The organism is Paenibacillus sp. J22R3, from assembly GCF_056269305.1.
In genome coordinates this window covers 1-25,232 of sequence record NZ_JBWDNS010000010.1, presented here as the reverse complement: position 1 = coordinate 25,232, position 25,232 = coordinate 1, and the positions used below count along the sequence as shown (strand labels likewise).

The following is a 25,232-nucleotide window of genomic DNA, read 5'->3' as shown; positions in this document are numbered from 1 at the left end:
TAGAGGAGTGAATGTAATGACATCAAGCATTAACGTGGTGGCTAAAGTACGCGCGGAGACACGTATCGTTCCTCCGCAATGGGCGCTTCAGGAGCAGCAGCTATTCGAAACCTTGAACAAGGCGGCCAGGGAATTCGTCGAACGTTATACGCGTCCGGACGGGACGCTCATTTGGTTTGATCATTGGCCGGGTATGGACGGATCGGACGATCCTTATGAAGGCTTCATGAACCTGGCACTGCTCTATGTGCTTGGCGGAAGCAGCGAGCTTTATGAAGTGTCGCGTAGGATCTGGGACGGTATCACCTGGCAGTGGACAGAGTACGGTCAACTTCACCGGGAATTTGATGCCTATTATGACTGGATGCACCACGGAGAAGGCTATCTCTATCTCTATTTCCTTGGATTGGCGGGGCCAGCGACGCTGAAGGACCGCCAGCGCGCCGTTAATTTTGCGCGCATGTACACAGGGGAAGACTCGGAAGCGCCGAACTATGATTCCGATATGAAGCTAATCCGCTCCCCGCTAAATGGGAGCCGAGGGCCGCGTTTTGAAGTCGATGGAGAGGATTGGAGCACGCACCGTGGCATCCTCGACGATTATTTAGCTCCATATGAGGATATTCCGGGCGTGGATTTCGATAGCATGAAATGCGCTTGGTCGAACGACGGCATCTATGAGCACATCATCCGAATAATGAATGAACGAATGAACCGCGGCGATGTTCCGCTTAATTTGAACGCTACGGGATTGATTACGCATGCATTTCTTCACACAGGGAATCAGAAGCTGAAAGACTGGGTGATCGAGTATGTGGATGCGTGGCAGGAACGGACACGTATAAACGGAGGCATCATTCCCGACAACATCGGATTGACAGGGCAAATCGGAGAGTATAACGACGGCAAATGGTGGGGCGGATATTACGGTTGGCGCTGGCCACATGGGTTTATGACGATTATTGAACCGCTGACGAACGCATGCATGAATACCGTGTTGCTAACCGGGAATATGAATGGGCTGCGGTTAGCAAGGGAGCAGTTAGACGCTAACTGGAAGCTGGGACGAGAGAGAGATGGCAAATGGCTTGTTCCCTATAAGCATTTTGACTCCGGCTGGACGGACTTCCGTGAAGCGCTGCCCAAATATCCGATCTATCTATGGACGATGTCGATGGCGGACGAAGACCTAGGCCGCGTCGAGCGAATTGCGAAGGACCATGACTGGAACGAGGTTATTGTACCGGCTTTTTCCGGAAGAGATCCAAGAACAGGCCGCGAAACGAAGCATTACATTGGCAATACGCAGCCATGGTTTCAATATATCCGCGGACTCAATCCGGACTACCCGGGACGAATTCTTAGCGCCAATTCCGAGATGATCGGCAACCAATTGGCCAAAATGCGGTCACCGGAAGGCGATCCGCGCAGCTGGACGGAGCATTATAGCGAAGGGATGTACTCCGCCATTCACATTTGGCAGGAGATGTGTCCGCTCTACTTTGAAGGTCTTGTTCAGTTGACTTTGGGAGGGCCGATGCATATTTCTCATGGAGGGCTTCAGCATGGCCGCGTTCGATATTTTGACGTGACGGCTGAACGCCCAGGTTTGCCTGTCGGAGTTTCAGCCCTTGTAGAGAAGCTGGAGGCGGATTCCATGACACTGCATTTGGTCAATACGAGCTCGTTCGATGACCGGGAGTTAATCGTTCAGGCAGGTGTATTCGGCGAGCATAGCTTTGGCCTTGGAGAAATAATCGACCAGATAGGCGAGGTTCAGGGATCCGTAGAAGTAAACGGGAAATGGCTGCACGTTTCGCTGCCTGCAGGAACAGGCATCACGCTGCGTTTATCGATGGAGCGTTACGTGAATGAACCTTCGTACGACTTGCCTTGGCCAAATCCAAGCCCAGAGCTACCGATTCGAGGAAGGAGCATGTCATGATGATAGATGCCAATCAGCAAGTCTTCAATCCAGTACTCCCCGGAGATAACCCGGATCCCTCGATAGTCAGGGTAGGCTCCGACTATTATATGGTGACGTCGACGTTTCAGTATTTTCCTGGCGTTCAAGTTCTCCATTCCCGCGATCTGGTGAAATGGAAGTCAATCGGTCATGTCATTACGCGGAAGAGTCAACTCGATCTAACCGGGATGCCGGACTCTTTCGGCGTATTTGCGCCGGATATCTCGTACTATAACGGAAAGTTCTGGGTAGTCGTTCCCTATTACCACGGTCAGCCGCGCTGCACGACGCTGCTATTCACGGCCGACAGACCGGAAGGGCCTTACAGCGAGGCGACTATGCTCAATCATCATTTTATTGATCCGTCGATCTTCAACGATGACGATGGGAAGCGCTATTTAGTGTTTGGCGGGGGCTGGGTGCATGAAATGAAGCATGACGGTTCCGGCCTCGTCGGTGAAGCTAAGCAGGTGTGGTCGGGAACGGGAGGCGCTGCCCCGGAAGCGCCACATATCTTGAAACGAAACGGATGGTACTACCTCATGCTTGCTGAAGGGGGGACCTTCTTCGAACACATGGAAACGCTTTCGCGGAGTCGCTCGATTTGGGGGCCTTATGAGCCTTGCCCGCATAATCCTGTGCTCATGCAGCGTGACTCCGAGAAATCAATACAGCGGGTGGGGCACGGCAAGCTTGTTCAAGATGAGGAAGGAAACTGGTGGATGTTCCACCTCGGAGGTCGACCATTAACGTCAGGGGGCTTTTGCCCGCTTGGCAGGGAGACATTCCTTCAGCCGGTGCAATGGACGGATGATGAATGGTTCACGGTCGGAGAAGCGGGTGAACCCTGCGTGTCTATAGTGCTGCCGCAAAGCGGGGTGGCACAAGAACCGGCCTTCGATCTCCATAATCAGTTAACCGGTACCGAGCTTTCTCCTGATTGGGAGTGGGTTCGACATCCTGTTGATGAGGGGTATTCTTTGTCATCCGAAGGGCTTCGGATAGCTTGCAAACCGTTTATCCCATTCTCTCTGCAATCTACCCTCATATTAACGAGACGCTGGCAGAGTTTTGGATTTGAGGCGACGGCCACGGTGGCCTTCCATTCTGAGAGCAGGGGCGAGGAAGCAGGGATGACGATGTATCGGGACACCGATGCGTTCCTTTTCTTCAATGTTCGGAACGGGCTCGGCCAGACAGCGGCCCAGTCTTTTGACGTCAGACGCTTGCACGAGAACCAAGAGCACGAAGGCCTCTATTTAGAGGTGGGACAATATGTGAAAGTGCTAAAGACAACGCTTGGTACATGGCGCCTGTCTATTCGGCCTGGCGAGCGGCTTTGGCTCAAAATCCGTTTAGAGCCGAAAACACAGATTATTACGCTGCTCTATTCGATAGACGGCCAAGTCTTCGAAGCAACCGGCATCGCATTATCAGCGGAATTTCTGTACCCCGAACGAAGCAACCGCTTCTTGTGCTTCACTGCGCCGCGAATTGGTCTCTATGCCAAAGGGGTATACGGAGAGTCAGAGGGTTTTACTAAATTCAGCTCCTTTACGATGCAGCCGCTCTGATAATAAGCAATGCAGCTTAAATATTCCCGACACCCTACTCATTATTTGTTTGTAGGGCGGTATTAAACTAAGGCTTTTTTAAAACATTGACAGGGTTGAGAGCACTATATCCTTTTGAAAGTGTCGGGCGACCGGCAAATCTCATTTATAGACAGAATCAGTACGGTAAGTCTCAATGTGAAATATCGAAAATCTCAATCGTAGCCATAAATCCGCTTGATTTGATTTTATTATAAAATCCGAATGTAAAGCCAGTCAGGTCAAACAATTGATCTGACTGGCTTTATTCATTTTATTAAATAAAGGACACCAAACTTGGAGATCGGGCACCGTAGGGATATAACCCCTAATGCCGCCCTTTCTTCATATTTACGTTTTTTTTGATTTAAGCGAGTGGTCTGCAAAGTGAGCGGACTAGCCTCTTTGTATGCGTACACCACCATTAGTGAGTGTCTTATATCTATTAAGAATTGTGCTCGAATATTATCTCAGACTGTCCGCACCCTAAGATGAAATATGAATATTCTATGAAAGATAATAGAGTATTTAAAATAGAAAAATAGCGGATTGGATGTTGGCTCATCAAAAGTAGAGAAGGGGGAATCAAGTAATAGGTGTGTTGATTTTCTCCTATGCCCAAAATGATAAAGAAGGGAGAATCAAATAAATGGCTATTTTATCAACTGGACCGATAGAAAATAACCCGGTCAGTGGTGTAAGGCCAACACAACAGCTGACTATTAAAATTGATAATAGAGACTTAAACAATAATGCGAATATATTGCTTCAGGGATATTACCTAAACGGAACAAGAACGTTATATGTACTTGAATTATTTAATGTAATGCCAAATGAAGCAATAACGAAGAGTTATTTTGTGAATCTAGATACCTTTGAATTTGTCTTTACAACGAACGGTTTAGCAAGTCAACAAATAGAAATTTCAGTTTGGGGAAAAAATTCTGAGGGAGAGCTAGTAACTCCTCATCGTATCGTATCTTCGGAATTGTTAGGTGCAAATGGAACTACGGGAGGAGCAACAGGTGCTACAGGAGCGACCGGAGTCACTGGAGTTACAGGAGCTACAGGAGTTACGGGAGTTACGGGAGCTACAGGAGCAACCGGAGTCACAGGAGTTACCGGAGTTACCGGAGCAACAGGAGTTACCGGAGTTACCGGAGTTACGGGAGCAACAGGAGTCACAGGAGCAACCGGAGCAACGGGAGCGACGGGAGCAACGGGAGTCACAGGAGCAACGGGAGCAACGGGAGCAACGGGAGCAACGGGAGCGACGGGAGCAACGGGAGCAACGGGAGTCACAGGAGCCACAGGAGCAACGGGAGTCACAGGAGCAACCGGAGCAACGGGAGTCACTGGAGCCACAGGAACAACTGGAGCAACCGGAGCCACTGGAACCGTCTCTTCCGCATATGCTTATGTTTACAACTTAGGAAATCAGGCTGTAGGGGCCAATGTTGATGTTATTTTCAGCAATAACGGTCCACTGATAGGCGGGATCTCCCATACCGCAGGAACAGCTGCTGTAACAATCTTAGTTGCAGGTGATTACCATGTCCAATGGAGTGTAACTGTTAACCAAAATATACAAACTGCATATGCGATCGTGTTAAATGGCACACCGCTTCCGCAAACACTTTTTGGGTTTGGTGTAAATAATTCAGTAAATAGTTTCTTTCAGACAGCTGGCCATTCTATCATTACCGTTCCGGCAAGTGCAACCATAACTTTAAGAAATGTAGGCTTTGCGGATAACTTGACTAATAGTCTGGATGGTCAATTGATTGTAAATGCCTCATTAGAGATTATTAAACTGACTCTTTAATGTAGCTTACATGCAGTGATGTTTTTGTTATAAATTAGAGACTGAAATTAAGCTTACTAATTTAATACTGGCTTAGAAACTATTCACATGAAAGAGCCTGAACGACATGAATATACACAAATAAACTTGGAGATCGGGCGGCGCAGGGATAACCCCTAATGCCGCCCTTTCTTCTTTTTTACGTTTTTTTTGATTTAAGCGAGTGGTCTGCAGAATGAGCAGACTAGCCTCTTTGTATTCGTACACCACCATTAGTGCGTTTCTCTCATCTATTAGGAATCGTGCTCGAATATTATCTCAGACTGTCCGCACCTTGAGATGAAATATGAATATTCTATGAAAGATAATAGAGTATTTGAAATAGTAAAATAGTGGATTGGTCGTTGGCTCAACAAATAGTAGAGAAGGGGGCAATCAAGTAATCGGTGTGTGGATTTTCTCCGATTCTCAAAATGAAAAAGGAGGGAGAATCAAATAAATGGCTATTTTATCAACTGGACCGATAGAAAATAACCCGGTCAGTGGTGTAAGGCCTACACAACAGCTGACTATTAAAATTGATAATAGAGACTTAGACAATAATGCGAATATATTGCTTCAGGGATATTACCTAAACGGGACAAGAACGTTATATGTACTTGAATTATTTAATGTAATGCCAAATGAAGCAATAACGAAGAATTATTTTGTGAATCTAGATACCTTTGAATTTGTCTTTACAACGAACGGTTTAGCAAATCAACAAATAGAGATTTCGGTTTGGGGAAAAAATTCTGCAGGAGAGCTTGTAATTCCTCATCGTATCGTATCTTCAGAATTATTAGGTGCAAATGGAACTACTGCAGGAGCGACCGGAGTCACAGGAGCTACAGGAGCTACAGGAGCTACTGGAGTTACAGGAGCAACAGGGGCAACTGGGGCAATAGGTGCAACTGGAGTCACTGGAGCAACGGGAATCACAGGAGCGACAGGTGCACCCGGAGTCACTGGAGCAACAGGAGTCACAGGAGCGACAGGGGCAACCGGAGCAACTGGAGTCACAGGAGCAACCGGAGCTACCGGAGCCACAGGAGCCACAGGAGCCACAGGAATTACCGGAGTTACGGGAGCAACCGGAGTTACCGGAGCCACAGGAGCACCTGGTGGAGCAACTGGTGAAACAGGAGCAATGGGAGTCACAGGAGCAACAGGAGCAACAGGGGCTACCGGAGTCACTGGAGTAACAGGCGAAACAGGAGCAATAGGGGCAACTGGGGCAATAGGTGCAACCGGAGTCACTGGAGCAACAGGAGCGACAGGGGCAACCGGAGCAACGGGAGTCACAGGAGCGACAGGTGCAACCGGAGCAACCGGCGAAACAGGCGAAACAGGTGCAACGGGAGTAACCGGGGCAGCCGGAGCAACAGGAGCAACCGGAGGAACCGGAGCGACGGGGTCAACAGGAGCAACCGGAGTCACAGGAGCAACGGGAGTCACAGGAGCGACAGGTGCAACCGGAGTCACTGGAGCCACAGGAGCCACAGGAGTAACAGGTGTCACTGGAGCAACCGGCGAAACAGGAGCAACGGGAGCAACGGGAGTAACAGGAGTAACAGGTGCAACGGGAGTCACTGGTGAAACCGGTGCAACAGGGGCAACTGGTGAAACTGGAGTAACAGGGACAACAGGGGCAACCGGAGCTACAGGGGCAATGGGAGCAACGGGAGTCACTGGTGAAACTGGGGCAACAGGAGTTACAGGAGCAACGGGAGCAACGGGAGTAACAGGTGCAACAGGGGTAACAGGAGCAACGGGAGCAACGGGAGTCACTGGTGAAACCGGGGCAACAGGAGTTACAGGAGTTACAGGAGTTACAGGAGTTACAGGAGTAACAGGAGCAACAGGAGCAACGGGAGCAACGGGAGTAACCGGAGTAACAGGTGCAACGGGAGCAACAGGAGCAACAGGAATAACAGGAATAACAGGAGCAACAGGAGCAACAGGAGCAACAGGAGCAACAGGAGCAACAGGAGCAACAGGAGCAACAGGAATAACAGGAGCAACGGGGTCAACAGGAGCTACAGGAGCAACTGGTGTAAATGCCACGATACAAAACGGACTATTTAATGTCAGTGTAGTATCTGTAGCAAATGGGACAGCAATTTCGTATACAACCTCATTTATTAATGGATCTAACATTTTGCATCCAACAAGTACGACCTTTGTACTAGCAATAGGGCACATTTATATGGTTTCGTACACTTTCAGGGCAACTAGTTCTGTAAATGGAAACGTTACAGTTACACCAAGATTTAATACCGTATTTCAGAGTCGTTTTTCAGGTAGATCAGTTACTGGCACTTTAGACGCTAATGTAAGCGTATCTGGTACATTCTTAGCTGATGCTACCTCAACTGCTATTACAATAGATTTTCTTTATAATGGATCGGCAACAACCACTTTCACGGATGGTTCTGTTTCGATTATTCAGGTGCAGTAAATATAGATTGACTATTATGAGTTGAATAATTACCGGGAATGTGGTTTCCGTTAAAAAATTTGCAAGTAAAGGAGAATCTAATAAATGGCTATTTTATCAACCGGACCGATAGAAAATAATCCAGTCAGTGGTGTGAGGCTAACACAACAGCTGACCATTAAAATTGATAATCGAGATTTAGTCAATATCGCGAATATTTTGATACAAGGATATTACCTAAACGGGACCAGAACGTTATATGTACTTGAATTAATAAATGTAAATCCAAATGAAGCCATAACGAAAAATTATTATGCGGACTTTAATGCTTTTGAATTTGTCTTTACAACGAACGGTGTAGCAAAAGATCTAATTGAGATTTCGGTATGGGGAAAAGATGGTGCGGGGCAACTTGTAACTCCTCACCGAATCGTAGCTTCGGAAATGTTAGGAGCAAATGGAGCAAATGGAGCAAATGGAGCAACAGGAGCAACAGGTGCAACCGGAGCAACCGGAACAACAGGTGCAACAGGTGCAACAGGAGCAACGGGAGCAACGGGAGCAACGGGAGCAACGGGAGCAACGGGAGCAACGGGAGCAACAGGAGCAACGGGAGCAACGGGTGAAACAGGAGCAACAGGAGCAACAGGAGTAACCGGAGCAACCGGAGCAACAGGCGAAACCGGAGCAACCGGAGCAACCGGAGCAACAGGAGCAACGGGAGCAACAGGAGCAACAGGAGCAACAGGAGCAACAGGAGCAACAGGTGAAACTGGAGTAACAGGAGCAACAGGAGCAACAGGTACTATCGACCCTACCCCAACCATTGTGGGAGTAGGGCCAAATGTTAGCTCTCAATTTAGTGAAGTAAGAACAAATGAAAAAACTCCAATCATTGAACTGACTTCGGTATATGGTTTATCCAATCTAAGAGACATTGTTTCCACATTAGGCGGTGCCACAGTTGGCAGTAATAATACGGAGTTTCAATTAACTACGACAGCATCAGGAGCAGATATTGCCATCCTTCAAAGCTCGGAGAGAGGAAGGTATGAATCAGGTTTTGCAGCAGAAGCAGGAATAGGTATTCGTTTACCTGTTGCACCAACAGGAGCCCAAATGGTGAGATGGGGTCTTTTTGACGATCAAAATGGCTTATTCTTTGGCCAGAGTGTAGCGAATGGAATATTTGTAGCGATCAGAAGAGCAAGTGTTGACACTATTATTCCTCAAGCATCTTGGAACGTAGATAAATTAGATGGAACAGGGTCAAGCGGGGCGACGCTTAGCTTATCTAAAGGGAATATATTTCAAATTATTTTTACTTGGTATGGGTATGGTGTAATTGAATTTAGAGTAGTCATCCCGGATCCGACGACTTTAGCGCAAGAAGTGATTACCGTTCATCGATTCTCGCCGAATGGGCAAACAAGTCTTGCTGATCCTAACCTGCCTCTTCGTGCAGAAATCTTTAATAACGGTACGGCATCTGGACTCAATTTATTTGTTGGAGGAAGACAATATAGCATCCTAGGCCAATATAGTCCGGTATTCAGGGTTACTTCAGAAAGAAGAACAGTAACGGCAACAGGAACTCTTACACCGATCTTATCCTTCCAAAGAAAGGCAACCTTCCCGCCAGGTTCAGGTAGAACGAATTCAGTTAGTGTGAAATTAGAAGGTATTGACCTTGTAACTTCAGATGATATTTACTATCAAATCATACTAGGCGGAACAATTAATGGAGCGTTTACAACCTTTCCAACTGCGACGACTAATATCCCGGCTTCTGAGACAGCTCTTCTGGTAAATAATAATCTAACGACAATTTCGGGTGGTCAAGTATTATTACAAGGCTTAGCAGCTGGAGTTAACGGTAGTGCTAGAATTTTAGCCTCTGCTTCATTATTGGATTTCCAATTGCCAGATGCTGAAATTGTCTCGCTAGCTGTAGCGAATTTAAGTGGCGGTACTAATCCTGTTACTGCAACCTTTAGCCTTACAGAAGAATGGTGAAAAATAATAGGAAAGGGGGGAAATATCGTGTCAGATATTATTATCTCAAATATTGGCCCAAATTTAAGTTCGCAATTTGATGAGCTAAGAGTATCGCAGAAAACCCCAATTGTGGAGCTAACTTCTGTATACGGTCTATCTAGTTTGCGAGATGCTGTAACGACTGCTGGAGGCGGGACGGTTACAAATAATGCAACGGAATACAATTTAAGTAATACCGCTGGTGGAACAGATTCAGCCATTTTAGAGAGTGTATTGAGAGGCAGATATGAACCAGGCTACGCAGGGGAAGCAGGAATAGGTGTCCGGATACCTACTTTGCCCACAGGCAATCAGGTTGGGCACTGGGGGTTATTTGATAGTCAGAATGGGGCCTTTTTTGGAGTCAATGGCACAAATGTGTTCGTGGCAATTCGCAGAGGTGGAACCGATACAACAATCCCTCAAGGCTCATGGAACGTAGATAAACTAGATGGAACAGGACCAAGCGGAGCGACGCTTAATCTATCTAAAGGGAATATATTTCATATCGTGTTTACTTGGTATGGGTATGGAGTAATTGAATTTAGAGTGGTCATCCCTGATCCTACGACTTTAGCGCAAGAGGTTATTATCGTTCATCGATTCTCGCCAATAGGTCAAACTAGTTTTATTGACCCCAATCTTCCTTTAAGAGCACAAATCGATAATAATGGAACCGCAGCAGCCTATAGCCTGTTTGTCGGAGGAAGACAATATAGCATTATTGGAAAGTATGTTCCTACTTTCAGAGTTACTTCGGAAAGAAGGAGAATTACAAATGTTACATCAACGCTGACCCCTGTTATTTCTTTTACAAGAAAAGCGGTTTTCCCAACGGGTTCAGCTAGAACCAATTCAGTTCAGGTGGAGCTAGAAGAAATCAATATTATTTCATCCGTGGATCTAAGCTACCAATTACTCGTTGGAGGAACGCTAAATGGATCATTTGTTAATTATCCCACAGCTACCACGATCATTCCTGATAGTGAAACGGCTCTGCTGGTAAACAATACTTCCACAACGATTACTGGAGGGCAAGTGGTGTTTCAAGGTGTTACAGGAGGTGGGGCAGGTGATTCCAGAATACTAGCTTCTTCAGAACTTTTGGATTTTACTCTTCCTGAGAATCAGGTCGTGACATTAGCTGTGACGAACATTGGCGGAGGAGGTTCAAACACGGTTGATGTGGTGTTTAGGGTAACGGAGAGTTGGTAAACCCTGATGCATATGTATTTGTCTTTACAACGAGCGGTTTATCAGAACAACAAGTACAAATTTCGGCTTGGGGTAAGGATTCAACTGGACAGCTTGTATCAGCAAACCGTCTAGTGGCTTCTGAAGAACTTGGAGAAGCATAAGATCGTTAAAGCGCTAAATCCGGGTTCCATTTGGTTTTACTTTACTCCGGACGCAGCCTATGACGGCGAGCTTTATATCGACCACATAGCGTTCTACGCTGAAGGTGTGGAAGGTCCAGCTATTCCTGAGGGGTATACCCTGGTTAATTTCTCTTACAACACCTCAACATTGCCTGATGGTTATGATAGTTGGGGGCAGAGAGGGATTACAGTGGCTGACTTTCATGATGATGGAGAACCTGGAGACATCAAGATTTACCTTGTTAACGATGATTTTTCGGTTGGTGCGGCAGTGCCGACCAATAGCAATGGACCTGATGGCAATGGTTCTATATCAGGAATTGCCGACAATCATTTTTCGATTTACATTAAGAATGAAGCTGCAACCAAGTTTAAACTCGTTTTAAGAACAGGTAGTTGGTGGCAGACAAAGATTGATTCAAACATCGATATTGCCGGATTTGAAGGAAAGGTACTCAACCTTTCGGCGGATTTGGTGCCCGATGCGGTCGAATGGGAGTAAGGTACTTTAACGCTGTTGGCGTGAACGAGAATTGATGGTTAATGAATAACCTTTGTACGGCAGGACAAATCCCCCATTGGATATCGATGGGGGATTTCTTTCGTATATGGATGTAAACGTTGTCATTAAGTGATGAAAAAGACAATACCGTGAGGGTATGTACATGCTCCATTCTAATAAAGTCCCCTAATATAAGAGGTGATGCAAAGCAGTGAATCGAACTACTACTAGAGGGGGGATTGGTGTGCATACCATACAAACCAGCGACCGTTGGTCGCTAAACAGTCCGCATACGATTAATTGGGATATCAAGAAGGATAATAAGCTTCCGCACGAGGACCATATTGAAATGAGCGGCAAGCGAATATCCATGATCGTCAATTATGGGATTGATCATCAGGGAGAGTTGGTGCTGAAGCGTGGCGTGATCTGGCCTATGCTCAGGACGATTCCTAATGATACCCATGCAAGCTTAATCCAAGAATATGGTGCGGAAATCATACCCGAGTTCACAATCAACAGTGAGCGGGTTCGGTCGGAGAAACCATACGAAGTCACGTTTAATGGGATGCTTGCCATAAAGAGCCGTACGGACAACAACCTTCGAATCGAACATTTGCTCTTCCCGACCACGGATTCCAGCGCGGCAATGGAGAAATATACGCTTGTTAACGATTCGCAGCAGTCCATGACGATCGAGATATCCCCTCTAACGCATACGATCACCCGAAGAGGGGTCTACGGGATCTATGTACTTGATGTTAGCCACGATGCGCCATCCGAAGTTACCTTACAGCCGGAAGAGAAGCTTTCCTTCTATTTGACGATCAGCGGAAGAAAGCTGCTTGAAACGATTCAAGTCTGTAGCGGGGAAGAAGAAGAGGCGAAGCGAGCAGAATTCGTAAGTCGGATCCGTTCCAGTCTGCAGCTTGAAACGCCGGACCCCGTGCTTAACCAAATGTTTGATTTTGCTAAGCTGCGGGCGTCGGAGAGCATATTCGCTACAAAGGGAGGTTTCATGCACGGACCTGGAGGAGGTTCCTATTATGCTGCGATCTGGGCCAATGATCAAGCGGAGTATGTGGGTCCTTTCTTTCCATACCTGGGAGATCCTGCGGGAATCGAGGCTTCCTTAAACTGTTACCGTTTATATCGCAATTTTATGGGTCCTGATTACTCGCGCATTCCTTCCTCTATTATTGCGGAAGGCGTTGATATTTGGGAAGGCGCCGGGGACAGGGGAGATGCGGCCATGTATGCTTATGGCGCCTCATTATTTACGCTTGCCCAGGGGGATTTATCGATTGCTCAAGAACTGTGGCCGGCGATTCAGTGGTGCTTGGAATACTGTAAACGCAAGCTAACGACAGATGGGGTGGTTGCATCAGACTCGGATGAGCTTGAAGGTAGATTTCCTACAGGGCAAGCTAATCTCTCTACTTCTTCCCTCTACTACGGGGCTTTATGTGCGGCCTCTAAATTAGCGCGAGCTTTGAGTGATGAAACGATGGAAGAACAATATAGTACGGAAGCTGTACAGTTAAGGCAAGCGATAGAACGTTATTTCGGCGCAACAGTCGATGGATACGAAACTTATCGTTATTACGAAGGCAATGATAAATTACGCTCTTGGATTTGTTTGCCTTTGACCATGGGAATTATGGATCGACAAGAGGGCACGGTTAGCGCGTTATATTCACCTAATCTGTGGACGATTGATGGTCTTGCCACACAGTCGGGAGACAAGACGTTCTGGGATCGCTCTACGCTATACGGATTTCAAGCGACATTCATGGCGGGAGAAGTCGAACAATCGCACCGATATCTGAAGGCCTATTCAAGAAGAAGGCTTCTGGGGGACCATGTCCCTTATGCGGTTGAAGCGTTCCCTGAAGGCAACCAGAGACATTTATCCGCAGAGAGCGCATTATATTGCCGTATCTTTACGGAAGGTGTTTTTGGGATAAAGCCGACAGGGCTAGATTCCTTCACCTGCGCCCCGCAGCTTCCTGCTGAGTGGAACAACATGGCGCTTCGTGCCGTTAAAGCCTTCGGAAGAAGCTTTGATCTTCATGTGACCAGAATGGAGAACGGACTTCATATTCAAGTGGATGCTCATGGAGTAGAGTTAACCTACGAGTGTTTGCCGGGAGAGAAAATAGAAGTTATCTTTCCGGCCAGCAGGTAACAGATTTGAGATAAACGAACAAACCTTGATGTCCAAACCTTGGGCTATCGAGGTTTTTTCTATTGTTCATGAGCAGAGCAGAACATCGTATATTTTTACTTGTTATCATATTTTTGTATATATTATCCGGCTCTGTTCCAATGCTAGAATAGACCTGTAAGCGTTTCCAAACTATTGAAACCTATCGGTTGGAGGGTAAACATGAACAGAACAAAGATAATCATTGATACGGATATTGGCGACGATATCGACGATGCACTGGCGATAGCGTTTGCTCTGGAGTCGCCTGAACTGGATGTAATAGGCATAACGACGGTATTCAAGAATGTTACAGCCAGGGCCAAATTAGCAGTGAACATGCTCGAGATGGCTGGACGGGGGGATATTCCCGTATATGCCGGAATTGGAAGTCCGATCTTGAACAAGGTGGACGTGAATGAAATCCCGTGCCAGTTCTCCGAAGAGAAGGATGGAGATGCGGAGGGGTTCGGAACAGATGCGATCGATTTCATTATCGATTCGGTGATGAAGTCGGATGGAGATATCACATTGGTTCCGATCGGCCCCTTGACCAATATAGCGATCGCAATCCTCAAAGAGCCCAAGCTCAAGCATAAGGTGAAGGAGATTGTGATGATGGGAGGTTGTTTCTACAGCCACCTAAGTGAGTGGAACATAAGATGCGATCCCGAAGCCGCAAGAATCGTGTTTGAATCAGGCATACCGATAAAGGCAGTCGGACTGGATGTTACGGTTCAATGCGTGCTGACCAAGGAAGATGTCGACCGTTTGTTCACCAAGCCTAAACGATCGGCTGCTTACATTCGAGAATTAGTCGGACGATGGCAGACGATAACGGATCACTATCCGATGATGCATGATCCTCTGGCGATCTGCGCCGTATTCGACAATGAAATGCTGGAATTCCAACGGGATGAGATTGTGGTGGAGACCCAAGGCGAGTTTACGCGCGGGGCGACTTATAACAAAACCGCACTTTACTGGCGCGGCAATGCCGAGCAGTCCGTCATTCAGGCTGCCAAGAACGTGGACTCGGAAGCATTTATAAAGCTTTATATGGACCGAGTTTGCCTGTAACTCACAGAACGAAGGAAGTGATCGCGTTTGAACAAGCACGGCTTTCTATACGAACTCCGAAAGAACAGAACCTTATTTCTAATGGCTTTACCTGCAATCGGTTTGATTCTATTAATCGCTTATATCCCTATGGCTGGCATCATACTGGCATTCAAGGATTATAGGTTTAACCTTGGCGTGTTTGGCAGTCCATGGAATGGGTTCGAGAACTTCAAATACTTCTTTACGTCCGGAACAGGTTTGCTGGTAACGAGAAATACGATCCTTTATAACATGCTGAATCTTGTAACCTCTCAATTGACTGCCATTATGATCGCGATTTTTATCAATGAGATGAGGGGCCGCTATTTCAAGAAAATATCGCAATCGATTATTTTCTTGCCCTTCTTCATTTCGTGGACGATTGTTGGTGTCTTTGTTTTCAACATCTTCAACTATGAGACGGGAACGCTGAATACGGTGCTTAAGGCTCTGAACCTGGATCCGGTCAATCTGTACAGCATGCCTTATGTGTGGGTGCTCATCATTTGCTTCTTCAACTCGTGGAAATGGGTTGGCTATACGTCGGTTATTTATATCGCCTCTATTGTCAGCATCGATTCCGAGTGCTTTGAAGCGGCTGAAATGGACGGGGCCAATATTTTTCAGAAAATATTTTATATCACCATCCCATCGATCATGCCAACCATATTCATCATTTTCCTATTGAATCTGGGCAGGATTTTACGCGGCGATTTCCAGATGTTTTACCAAATTGTCGGCAATAACGGTCAGCTCTTTGACGCTACCGATGTAATCGACACGTTCGTATTCAGATCGCTTATTACAAGCGGCGATATCGCGATGCCGGCTGCGGCAACCTTCTATCAATCCGTGCTCTGCTTCGTCACGATCATGGTGGTGAATGGAATTATCAGAAGGACTAGACCGGATAACGCTCTGTTCTAGGAACAGGAGAGGAGAACTATGCAGCAACCTTATGCTTCCGGCACTACTGAAAAGGTTTACAAGAAGATGGAGGGCACGTACCTCTTATTCAACATCATCAGCTATTCGGTGGTTATCTTGGCGGTCGTTCTATGCCTGCTGCCATTTGAAATGCTGGTATCCGGATCATTCACTTCGGAAAGCGCCATAACGAAGCATGGTTACGGAATCATCCCGAGTGAATTTTCACTAGAGGCTTATCGAATCCTGTTCAAGTACCCTCAGGACATCTTAAGGGCCTATGGAGTGTCTATTTTCATTACGGTCGTTGGCACCAGCGTAGGACTTTTTGTGACTTCCATGACGGCATATGTGCTGAACAGAAAGGACTTCTTATATCGCAACAAGCTGGCGTTTTTCTTTTACTTCACCACGTTGTTCAATGGCGGGATCTTGTCGCTCTACATCTTCTTCGTCAAATACCTGCATTTGAAGAACAGCCTGCTTTCCTTAATCATCCCGCTGATCATCAATGTGTTTTATTTGATCGTGATGCGAACCTTTATAAGCTCGATCCCCGATTCCATAAGCGAATCGGCGAAGATCGACGGAGCGGGAGACTTCACGATTTTCTTAAAGCTGATTTTACCGCTAACGAAGCCCGGTCTTGCGACAATCGGACTGTTCTATGCCCTGGAATACTGGAATGACTGGTATAACGCCATGCTGTTTATAACGGATATTAAATTATATCCCCTTCAATATTTATTGTTCTCGACGCTGCAATCCTCTGAAGCCATATCCAGACTGGCAAGCGTAGCAAGCGTATCTATGATTGAAGTTCCCACCTTATCGCTCAAGCTGGCTATGGCGGTTATTGCTACGGGTCCCATTATTCTGGTCTATCCCTATGTACAGAAGTATTTCGTAAAGGGCCTTACTGTTGGTGCAATAAAAGGATAATCTCGGTTAAGCCGGTTTATCACATAAACAACATCTTTAAGGGGGAGTACGTGTGAGGAAGGCAAAGGTACTAACACTGCTGTTAAGTGTGGCACTCACGATGGGGCTTGTACTTACAGGCTGCGGTGGTGCGAATTCCGATGAATCAAACGGCAATACAAGCAGCACGAAAGAAAATGCCGGTAATACAGCTGTAGACATTTCCAAGAAGGTTGAATTAAACATGTACCTGATCGGCTCGCCTGCCAAGGATTATGACATGGTGCTTGCCGAGGTAAACAAGAAGCTAGAGAAAGATTTGAATGCTACGGTCAAAGTAAATTGGGTAGGCTGGGCCGATTTCGGTACGCAATATCCGCTGCTTCTGGCTTCAGGCGAACCTATTGATCTTATCTATGCATCCACGTGGACGAATTTCTATTCCAATGCTCGTAAGGGCGCTTTCCTGGCGATTGAAGATCTGGCTAAGACCTATGCGCCGAAAAGCTTGGCTCAAATCACACCTGATGCTTATAAACAGACAGAAGTTGACGGTCATCTCTTCGCCATGCCGGCACAATTCTTCCAGTATGGTGACATGGGGTACATCGTTCGCGGTGACCTGATGGATAAATACGGTCTGAAAACGATCGACAACTTGGATGATTACGGGAAGTATCTGGATGCCGTCGTGAAGAACGATTCGCAGCTCGATCCAAGCGGTCAAATCAGCTCTTCGGGCGGTCTTGAAAGCTATTACGCAAACGCAAATGGCTTCTACAATATCCTGGCGACGCAGTACTCCCCATTCATGGTGAGCATGGATGATGCTTCCGCTAAAATCTTCAACTTGTATGAAGCCGACGGCATATCGGATTATTACAAGAAAATGAAGGAATGGGGCGATAAAAACTACTGGTCGAAATCGATCTTGTCCAATAAAGACGATAAAATGTTCGAGAACGGAAAAGCGGCCAGCAATCTGCATAACCAGGATTCCTGGAAAGGTGCTTACATGAAGCATCCGGACTGGGATGTGAGATTCTTCCCGAACAGCAAATACACGTATAAAACGTCAGCCATGCAAGATGGAATGGCGATCCCGGCATCGGCCGCCAACCCTGAGCGGGCGCTGATGTTCCTGGAATTGCTAAGAACGGATCAAAGCTACTATAATCTCCTCACTTACGGCATCGAGGGCAAGCATTATGAGATTACCGCGGACAACAAGCTGAAAGCACTTGATTTGGACGGCTTTGCACCTGAAGGGTATTGCTCGTGGGGCTTTAAATCGCCTGAGTTCTATAAAGAGCCGGTCGATTCTCCGCCAAATATTGATGAAGTGAGAAAGCAGCTGGCAGACAGAGCCCTTGACAATCCTTATGCACTATTCACGCCTGATTTCGAGCCTGTTAAGAACGAAATGGCTGCCGTGAATAACGTCGTGCAGCAGTACGCGCTTCCGCTCAACTATGGCTATATCAAGGACCCGGCAGAAGGTCTGAAGACGCTGGTGGATAAAATCAAGAATGCCGGCTCGGATAAGATCATGGCCGAGATGCAGAAACAGCTGGACGCCTTTCTTGCAGCTAATAAAACCAGCTAAAGAGAAGTAGATGAAAATAGGTTCAGGAGGGATCAAGTCGATCCTTCCTGAACCTTTTGTTATGCTGAGATACGCACAGCCGGTATTCTGATTTCGACCAATGTTCCGTTACCCAGCGAGGAGCGGTAGGTTAGGCCGTATTCCTGGCCATAGCAGAGCTTGATCCGGTGGTTGATGTTTCTAACGCCATAGCCATGGACTTCATCGGCTGCGTTTCCGTTGGCCAAGATATCTTCGGCTTTGTCCTGCGGCATTCCGACGCCATCGTCTTTGACCGTCAGGACCATATCGGTCTTATCCAGAAATGCTGTGATCGTAATAGAGCCTTGCTCTCTATCCCTGGCTTCACGTATGCCGTGAATAATGGCATTCTCGACGATAGGCTGGAGGATTAATTTCAGGATGCTGCAGTTATATAAATCAGGGTCAATATCAGTGGTGAGCTTGATCTTATCGTCGAATCGGAGATTCTGGATTTTGACATAGATTCGGATATGATCGAGCTCATCCTCGAGACTTACGATATCTTTGCCTTTATTCAGACTGAGCTTATAAAATTTAGCCAGCGATTGCGAGATGACGGCGATTTCCGGAACATCGTTGTCAATGGCTTTCCAGTTGATCATTTCGAGCGTATTGTACAGAAAATGCGGATTGATCTGCGCCTGCAGCGCTTTGAGCTCCAGATTCTTGATCTCCTTGCCGTTCTGATATTGTTCATCAACAAGAAGTTTGATTCGTTTGACCATATGATTGAAGCTGTCGGTCAAGTCGCCGATCTCATCGTGAATGTTGGAATTCACTTCGACATGAAGAAAGCCTTCCTGTACCTGTCTCATCTTCTTCCTTAGCAGTTGGAGTCTCTTGACGGTGGCGCCTGTAATGAAATAGGCAAGTCCATACGAAACCAGTCCGCATACGAGCATCAATACGAGCATGAGGTCTCTGATTCGGATGCTTTGCGCGTATATTTCCGTAAACGGAATGGCCGTAACCATCGTCCAATCCGTATTCGTTACAGCTCTTGCTTTGACAACGAAATTGCTGCTGCCGATTGTCGCGTCATTCCATGACGTGCTGTTCTCCTGAACTTCCTTGATGAGATCGATATTCGGGTTAATGCGATTGAAATTCAGCAGGTTGGAGCAGCTTACGATATCGCCCATTGCATTTTGAATATAGACGACGCCGTCGTAAGTGATATTTGCTTTCTGAAGCATATCTTCAATATTCTCTTTCAATAGGCTTAGCTGGATAATCCCGATAATTTCGGAGGTCTGTTCACTGTTTCTGATTTTTCTAAGCAGCGAAATCACTTGGACCGGATCGAGATTATTGTTGTTGTTTGCGATTGTATGTGAGGGAAGCCAGCTGACCTTATCCTTGGACGACATGAGATTGCGATAGCTTGCCGTCTGGGAGAAGGCGTAGATATTAAAGAAGTTGAAGTTCTGATCCGCATACATAAACCATCCGGGAACATAAAGACTTGCCCGGTAGACGTCTTCCGTGTTCTGCAAGCTGTTCAAGAGATATTCCAATTTCTGTCGATCCATATTTTGCTGTACCAAATCATTCTGATAATTGTTCACGTTCCTCGTTAGAATCGTTTGAATATCCGCATTGAAATAGATGACATCGGATGCCTTGATAAGCGTGTTCACCTTATAGTTTAAGAACGTATAAGCTTGGTCAAACGACTGGTCAGCGGAGTGGAGAATTTGTTTCTCGTAATCACGGGATACATTAATGTAGGAAATCGTAGTCAGCAGAGCCAGAGGAAAGAAGATGAGAATGAAATAGGAGATGAGAAGCTTTCCCCTAATATTCAGATGTGTAAAAAATCCGACTAGAGTCCGGAATCCGTTTTTCACGATTTGTGTCTTCTCCTGAACTGTGAAGGTGTCATTCCCTTTATTTTCTTAAAGGCCTTCGCGAAATAATTGGCATCATTATAGCCAGATCGAACCGCTACCTCATAAAGCTTGGCTTGCGGCTCCATTAACAGGTCCGCAGATTTCTCAATTCTGACCTTTGCTATATACTCGCTTATGGTTTCACCTGTTTCTTTTCTAAACAATGAGGAGAGATATGTAGGGGTCAGGTGTACGTGATCGGCGAGCATATTCACGGAAATTTCCTTGTCGCTATAGTTGCCTCGTATATATTTCTTAACATCAAGTACGGCTCTGCTATTGGATTCCATCGTTTCGATACGGTCATGAATATAGGCTGCCCTTTGCAGGAAGTAATCTTTAAGCTGCTTGAGGGTATCCATCTTGGACATCATCGCCCAGTAATATTCCACGTTCTGATGGCTTGATATGCTGAGGGGAAGTCCGCTCATCCCAGCCTGCTCAACAAGCATGCGCATCATTTGATAGAATAGCTGCTTGACTTCGTCTACCGGTGTTCCGGGCTTTCTTCTAAGTTCTTGATACAGCATTTCTGTAAATGGCAAGATTGTATCTGGCTGAAGGTCTGGGAGCAGCTTTGCGTAGGATGTTATTAATGCTTCATTGATTGTATAGAAGTCGGAGTCCGTCCTGGTAGACGCGCGGACAAAATGCCCACTGTCATAATAAAAAAGATGCCCAAGAAAGCCGGCTGCTGTTTCATAGGAATGACGGATATCCGATAATTTGGACGAAGTGCTGCCAACGATCCAGGATAGGCCGGAGCATTTCGTTTCTTTATCTTTCACATGTTCAGAGAGCAGCTGATAGATCGTAGCCAGATCATTCGTACTCTCCGGTTTATGTGCAGATAGGACGATAATAGAGCCGGAATCCTTCATGACCGCCAAATGTGTAAAGCCGTGTGAGGCATGATGAAGAAAGGCCATAATCCGATTGCAGCAGCTTTGTTTGACTTCATTGGCAGTCTCGGCATCTTCATAGGAAGGGACGATGATAGAAATCGTGTAAGAGTCTCTTCGATCGTCAAAAGATACACCTGCCAGATTTAAGTTGCGTTGCAGTTCCTCCCAATCGAGCGTGTTATGAATCAGCCCATTTACAATGTTCTGTCTAATGAACGGCAGGCTGTCCGAAAGTGCCATGTTGATATGCTGGACTTTATTATTCTCGATACACAGCTGTACCGCCTTCTGTATAACCTCTTGCAGCTCTTCGATAATAATAGGTTTCTCCACATAGCTGACCGCATGAAGGCGAATAGCCGCCTTAAGGTATTCCTTATCGGAATAGCCGCTCATATAAATGATCTGACATTCAGGAAATTGTTCTCTGAGACATGTAGTAAACTCAATACCGTTCATTCCGGGCATTCTGATATCCGATACAACAATATCGGGGTGCAGCCGGCGAGCTGCTTCGAGCCCTTCAACGCCGTCTCTGGCTTCCTCAACAACGTCGACTCCCAGTTCGTTCCACTTGATGTGCTTCATTAGGCCTTTTCTGGTAACGGACTCATCTTCAACGATTAGAAGCTTGATCATGCGAGCTCACTCCCGATTATGTAATGATCTACCTCCATGTTACCACAAACGTTTATCTTAAAAGGAATATAGTAGACATGAAGTGTAAAAACAGAAAACCGCCAAGGGAACTAATCCCTAGCGGTTTCCTTGAGCTTACTTTATGCCTTACCCATGCATGTGAGTTCCCATATCCATATGCTTCGCTATTGCTAGGAAGGGGGGGGGCTTATTGTTCTATTATTTTACATAAACACGGAAGTAATCCAAGGAGAATACGGCTGGAAACGATGTCGATACGGGATTATTGTTCGTGTTTCCACCCATAGCAAGGTTGATAAGAACCTGCGGAGCCGGTCCATCCCATCGGAAGAGCGTTCCTTTAACTAAGGTACCATCCACCCACTTCTGAAGGTTGCCTTCCTTCCAGATGAGGGTATAGAGATGATAGTCATCGGAGAAATCCGTTCCAGGATGCCATACCCATTGATTGGTCATGATGCTGTAGTAATCCTCAAATACGCCGGCACCATGGTCAAATCCCGTCCAGTCATAGGTGTTCTGTGTTGGCGTATCAAAGAATTCGAAAATATCAATCTCAGAGCTGGTTGAACCTGCACCGCCGGGGGAATACAGCCAGAATGCCGGCCATGCTCCGACTTTTTTAGGGACTTTGGCTCTCAGCTGGAAGATATACGTTTTCCCGTCATACGGATAGAACGTTTCTTTCGTGGTGATCTGACCGCTGCTTATTCCTCCGTCATATACACCGCCTAAGTTTGGCGTTGCCGTTAACTCTAACGTTGTAGAAGTTAAATGGTGATTGGTGCTATTAATAGGTTGATACCGCTGCCATTCATTGTTAATGACCGTTGTTCCTGCAACACCGTAAGCATTGAATGAATTGGTGAGCGATGTAAGGCTGTTCGTGTTGCGTGAGGTTCCAAACGAGTAGTCTCTTAATAAGGTGTACCCGGTAAGGTCCGGTCCGGTTGGCGGCGGCGTTGTTGTAGTGGATGTAACCACATTCGGGATCGTTGTACCTTCTTTCGTCGAGAAGGTGACTTCTCCTCCGGTAATGCCCTTTAAGATGATCGAATAGGTTCCATTGGCATTAATAAGCGGCAGGACATTGAACGAATAAACGGTTCCTGCAACGAAGGTTGTGTTCTTGGAATCAAGTAAGGAACCTAGGGCAGGTTGGTTATTCCATGCAAGGGTCGTCTGATTCCAGGTCGTATTACCCGTTCCTGCGTATGCACCGATATTCGCGGTTCCGCCTGTAATACACTTCACGTTCAGTACGGCAGAAGTAATTGTGCCCGAGTTACTGACACTGAATTTCAAGTACGATCTCTTGTCTTGGCCAACATTTACAGCCATCGTGTTTGCTGTAGGACCGATTAAGCTTGTTCCCCACATGGTTGCATCATCGGATGCATTACTGGTCACAGTAGCCGCATTAGCTTCTTTGTTATTAACCAACAAGAAAGTAGACAGAACCAATAACATAACCAGAGCAGACAATACAATTGATTTACTCTTCTTCATCATGCGCACCTCCAAGTTAGTTACTCTTAAATGACACCGCTTACAAAAGAAGAGCCGTTTTCTCTTCTCGAGACATGCTTCCCTCCTTTCCGAGGATGTGTAACTCTTGACTGGCATCATTACTATATACCTGAGATCCGGGCCGCAACAACGAACTGCTGTGACCCGAGTGACGTTATTATGACTACCTGCCAACCCAATAATATCGAACACCGATTCTATGAAATCCGAACTATCCCATCTTTACCTCATGGGTTCATAATATATAATGAAATAGAATCCGGCCAGACCTGCACGGTCAGACCGTTTACTCTATCTAAGGCGGGCGCCACACTTATGAGATGGACAACAAGGCTGTTATCCCTGTTCCGGTTCCGCAAAGTCAGAAGCCGATTCCTCGCTGCCATGATTCTATTATCCGTGCCTCCCTATTCCTCCTCGGTTATATATCCTTTAACATTGCCAAAGATACATTGACGCTTAACAATACGCAGACGAATATCGATCACCTGGAGACGTCGCGGCTGTCTCGAATTAATTGCAGGCTTGCCTGCGGTTGCAAACAAGCTGCATTTTGCAATGGTGTCCGGACGTGAAACGATACTTCGTGACCTGCAATCGTCAACGCCCGATCGAGACGTATCGCTGGATACTATTCGCAGCGCCTTCGAGCAAGGGGATGCACTCACTTGCGATATCGTCGGTGAGATGGCTCGCGACTTGGCATTTGGCATTACGAACGTCGTACATCTGCTCAATCCGCAAGCGGTGCTCATTGGGGGTGCCGTCACGCAGCTTGGCGAACGATTTTTGGCTGAGGTGAAGAGAGGTTTGGCGGAAACGGTTATACGTTCCGAGGGGGAGCGGCTGCAAGTAGGCTACTCGGAGCTAGGCGATGACGCGGTAACGCTCGGCGCTGCTCGTTACATGCTCGACCACATCGGCAAGAGGCTGACGATGCTGTAGCCGTACAAGTACAGAAGATGCAAGAATGAAGTAATTCTCTTACCATAACGGCCAACCTCTCAGAGGTAGCCGTTTTTTATGCGTTTTTATTCATTCGAGTAATTGCGGGCTTTCTACAACGTCGTGAAGAACTCATCCGGAGAAACCTTCAACACGTGTTACTACAACGTTGCATTCGGCAATTTCGATCGTGCCTACCTCGGCGCAAACGCTCATATTATTCGCAATGCCTTCCACTGGACTGCACCCGTAAACCGGATCAAGCCGGCTTTCGGTCATGCACTCCCACTTGAAAAGTCTGTAGTTGTTTAAGTAAGCTCGAACGTAGACGGCCGTTCTCGGTTATTAAACTGGGGACGGCCGTTTAGCGTATCAATAGAAAGGGTATAAGTATTCTAGCAGCAAGAAAATTAATTTCAAAAAACAGTTGCGCTTTCCTATTCATCCATGGTATATTCTATTTCCGCCTCCGAGACACCAACTTGGAAGCGATGATCGAGACAAAAACAAGTTGAAAAATAAAGCTTGCAATCATGTTTCGAATCATGGTAAGATCTAATTCCGGTCATGAGCCGGAAGGAAATAAACAAGAATAACACGAAGTATTTGTTCTTTGAAAACTGAACAATGAGCGACCAGTCAAACGGTCATAAATCGCGAAACTAACGTTTCGCAAAGCTAGTTTTTTGAATGAGCTAACAAGCGAATTCTTAAAAATGGCCAAGCCTTCGGGCTTACCACTTTTATGGAGAGTTT

At 46.5% G+C, this 25,232-nt stretch carries 17 protein-coding genes; 14 read left to right on the top strand and 3 right to left on the bottom strand.

The features are described 5' to 3' along the window. Nucleotides 1–16 precede the first annotated feature (16 nt). The 12 genes from AC0YN4_RS28900 (at nt 17) to AC0YN4_RS28845 (ending at nt 18,520) form a co-directional block, all read left to right on the top strand. Entirely contained in the window at nt 17–1,945 is a 1,929-nt protein-coding gene (locus tag AC0YN4_RS28900; protein WP_475837397.1) for a DUF8034 domain-containing protein, read from the top strand. Further along, complete coding sequence (locus AC0YN4_RS28895; RefSeq protein WP_475837396.1) at nt 1,942–3,540, top strand: family 43 glycosylhydrolase; 1,599 nt, start codon at nt 1,942–1,944, stop codon at nt 3,538–3,540. The genes AC0YN4_RS28900 and AC0YN4_RS28895 overlap by 4 nt, the downstream gene beginning before the upstream one ends. Before the next feature lie 667 nt (nt 3,541–4,207). Beyond that, a complete protein-coding gene (locus tag AC0YN4_RS28890) occupies nt 4,208–5,383 on the top strand; it encodes a hypothetical protein (protein WP_475837395.1) in 1,176 nt (391 codons plus the stop codon). A 478-nt stretch (nt 5,384–5,861) separates the two neighbouring features. Next, entirely contained in the window at nt 5,862–7,862 is a 2,001-nt protein-coding gene (locus AC0YN4_RS28885; protein ID WP_475837394.1) for an exosporium protein, read from the top strand. 84 nt (nt 7,863–7,946) lie between these two features. Next, the gene (locus tag AC0YN4_RS28880; RefSeq protein WP_475837393.1) at nt 7,947–9,857 is read left to right on the top strand and encodes a hypothetical protein; all 1,911 of its coding nucleotides are present in this window, start codon (nt 7,947–7,949) and stop codon (nt 9,855–9,857) included. 27 nt (nt 9,858–9,884) lie between these two features. After that, complete coding sequence (locus AC0YN4_RS28875; protein ID WP_475837392.1) at nt 9,885–11,093, top strand: hypothetical protein; 1,209 nt, start codon at nt 9,885–9,887, stop codon at nt 11,091–11,093. Between the two features lie 129 nt (nt 11,094–11,222). Then, nucleotides 11,223–11,759 carry a hypothetical protein gene (locus tag AC0YN4_RS28870; protein ID WP_475837391.1) on the top strand — a complete coding sequence of 179 codons (537 nt, stop codon included), beginning with the start codon at nt 11,223–11,225 and terminating at the stop codon, nt 11,757–11,759. Nucleotides 11,760–12,003: 244 nt separating this feature from the next. Continuing rightward, nucleotides 12,004–13,947 carry a glucosidase family protein gene (locus AC0YN4_RS28865; protein WP_475837390.1) on the top strand — a complete coding sequence of 648 codons (1,944 nt, stop codon included), beginning with the start codon at nt 12,004–12,006 and terminating at the stop codon, nt 13,945–13,947. Nucleotides 13,948–14,148: 201 nt separating this feature from the next. Then, nucleotides 14,149–15,045 (top strand): nucleoside hydrolase, encoded by an 897-nt coding sequence (locus AC0YN4_RS28860; protein WP_475837389.1) that lies wholly within the window; start codon nt 14,149–14,151, stop codon nt 15,043–15,045. A 27-nt stretch (nt 15,046–15,072) separates the two neighbouring features. Beyond that, nucleotides 15,073–15,993, top strand: coding sequence for an ABC transporter permease (locus AC0YN4_RS28855; protein ID WP_475784338.1), 921 nt, complete (start codon nt 15,073–15,075; stop codon nt 15,991–15,993). 18 nt (nt 15,994–16,011) lie between these two features. Further along, the gene (locus AC0YN4_RS28850; protein WP_475784339.1) at nt 16,012–16,935 is read left to right on the top strand and encodes a carbohydrate ABC transporter permease; all 924 of its coding nucleotides are present in this window, start codon (nt 16,012–16,014) and stop codon (nt 16,933–16,935) included. A gap of 52 nt (nt 16,936–16,987) precedes the next feature. Next, nucleotides 16,988–18,520 (top strand): ABC transporter substrate-binding protein, encoded by a 1,533-nt coding sequence (locus tag AC0YN4_RS28845; RefSeq protein ID WP_475784340.1) that lies wholly within the window; start codon nt 16,988–16,990, stop codon nt 18,518–18,520. A 59-nt stretch (nt 18,521–18,579) separates the two neighbouring features. On the opposite strand, the gene AC0YN4_RS28840 is transcribed toward AC0YN4_RS28845, so the two are convergent. From AC0YN4_RS28840 to AC0YN4_RS28830, 3 genes are all read right to left on the bottom strand, one after another. After that, complete coding sequence (locus tag AC0YN4_RS28840; RefSeq protein ID WP_475784341.1) at nt 18,580–20,394, bottom strand: sensor histidine kinase; 1,815 nt, start codon at nt 20,392–20,394, stop codon at nt 18,580–18,582. Continuing rightward, the gene (locus tag AC0YN4_RS28835; protein WP_475837388.1) at nt 20,391–21,980 is read right to left on the bottom strand and encodes a response regulator; all 1,590 of its coding nucleotides are present in this window, start codon (nt 21,978–21,980) and stop codon (nt 20,391–20,393) included. The genes AC0YN4_RS28840 and AC0YN4_RS28835 overlap by 4 nt, the downstream gene beginning before the upstream one ends. Before the next feature lie 219 nt (nt 21,981–22,199). Further along, on the bottom strand, nt 22,200–23,510 hold the full coding sequence (locus tag AC0YN4_RS28830) for a CBM96 family carbohydrate-binding protein (RefSeq protein ID WP_475837387.1): 1,311 nt from the start codon (nt 23,508–23,510) through the stop codon (nt 22,200–22,202). A 546-nt stretch (nt 23,511–24,056) separates the two neighbouring features. Here AC0YN4_RS28830 and AC0YN4_RS28825 point away from each other — a divergent pair. Together AC0YN4_RS28825 and AC0YN4_RS28820 are read left to right on the top strand one after the other, a co-directional pair. Then, entirely contained in the window at nt 24,057–24,476 is a 420-nt protein-coding gene (locus AC0YN4_RS28825; RefSeq protein WP_475837386.1) for an ROK family protein, read from the top strand. A gap of 123 nt (nt 24,477–24,599) precedes the next feature. Then, the gene (locus tag AC0YN4_RS28820; protein ID WP_475837385.1) at nt 24,600–24,788 is read left to right on the top strand and encodes a hypothetical protein; all 189 of its coding nucleotides are present in this window, start codon (nt 24,600–24,602) and stop codon (nt 24,786–24,788) included. Nucleotides 24,789–25,232 lie beyond the last annotated feature (444 nt).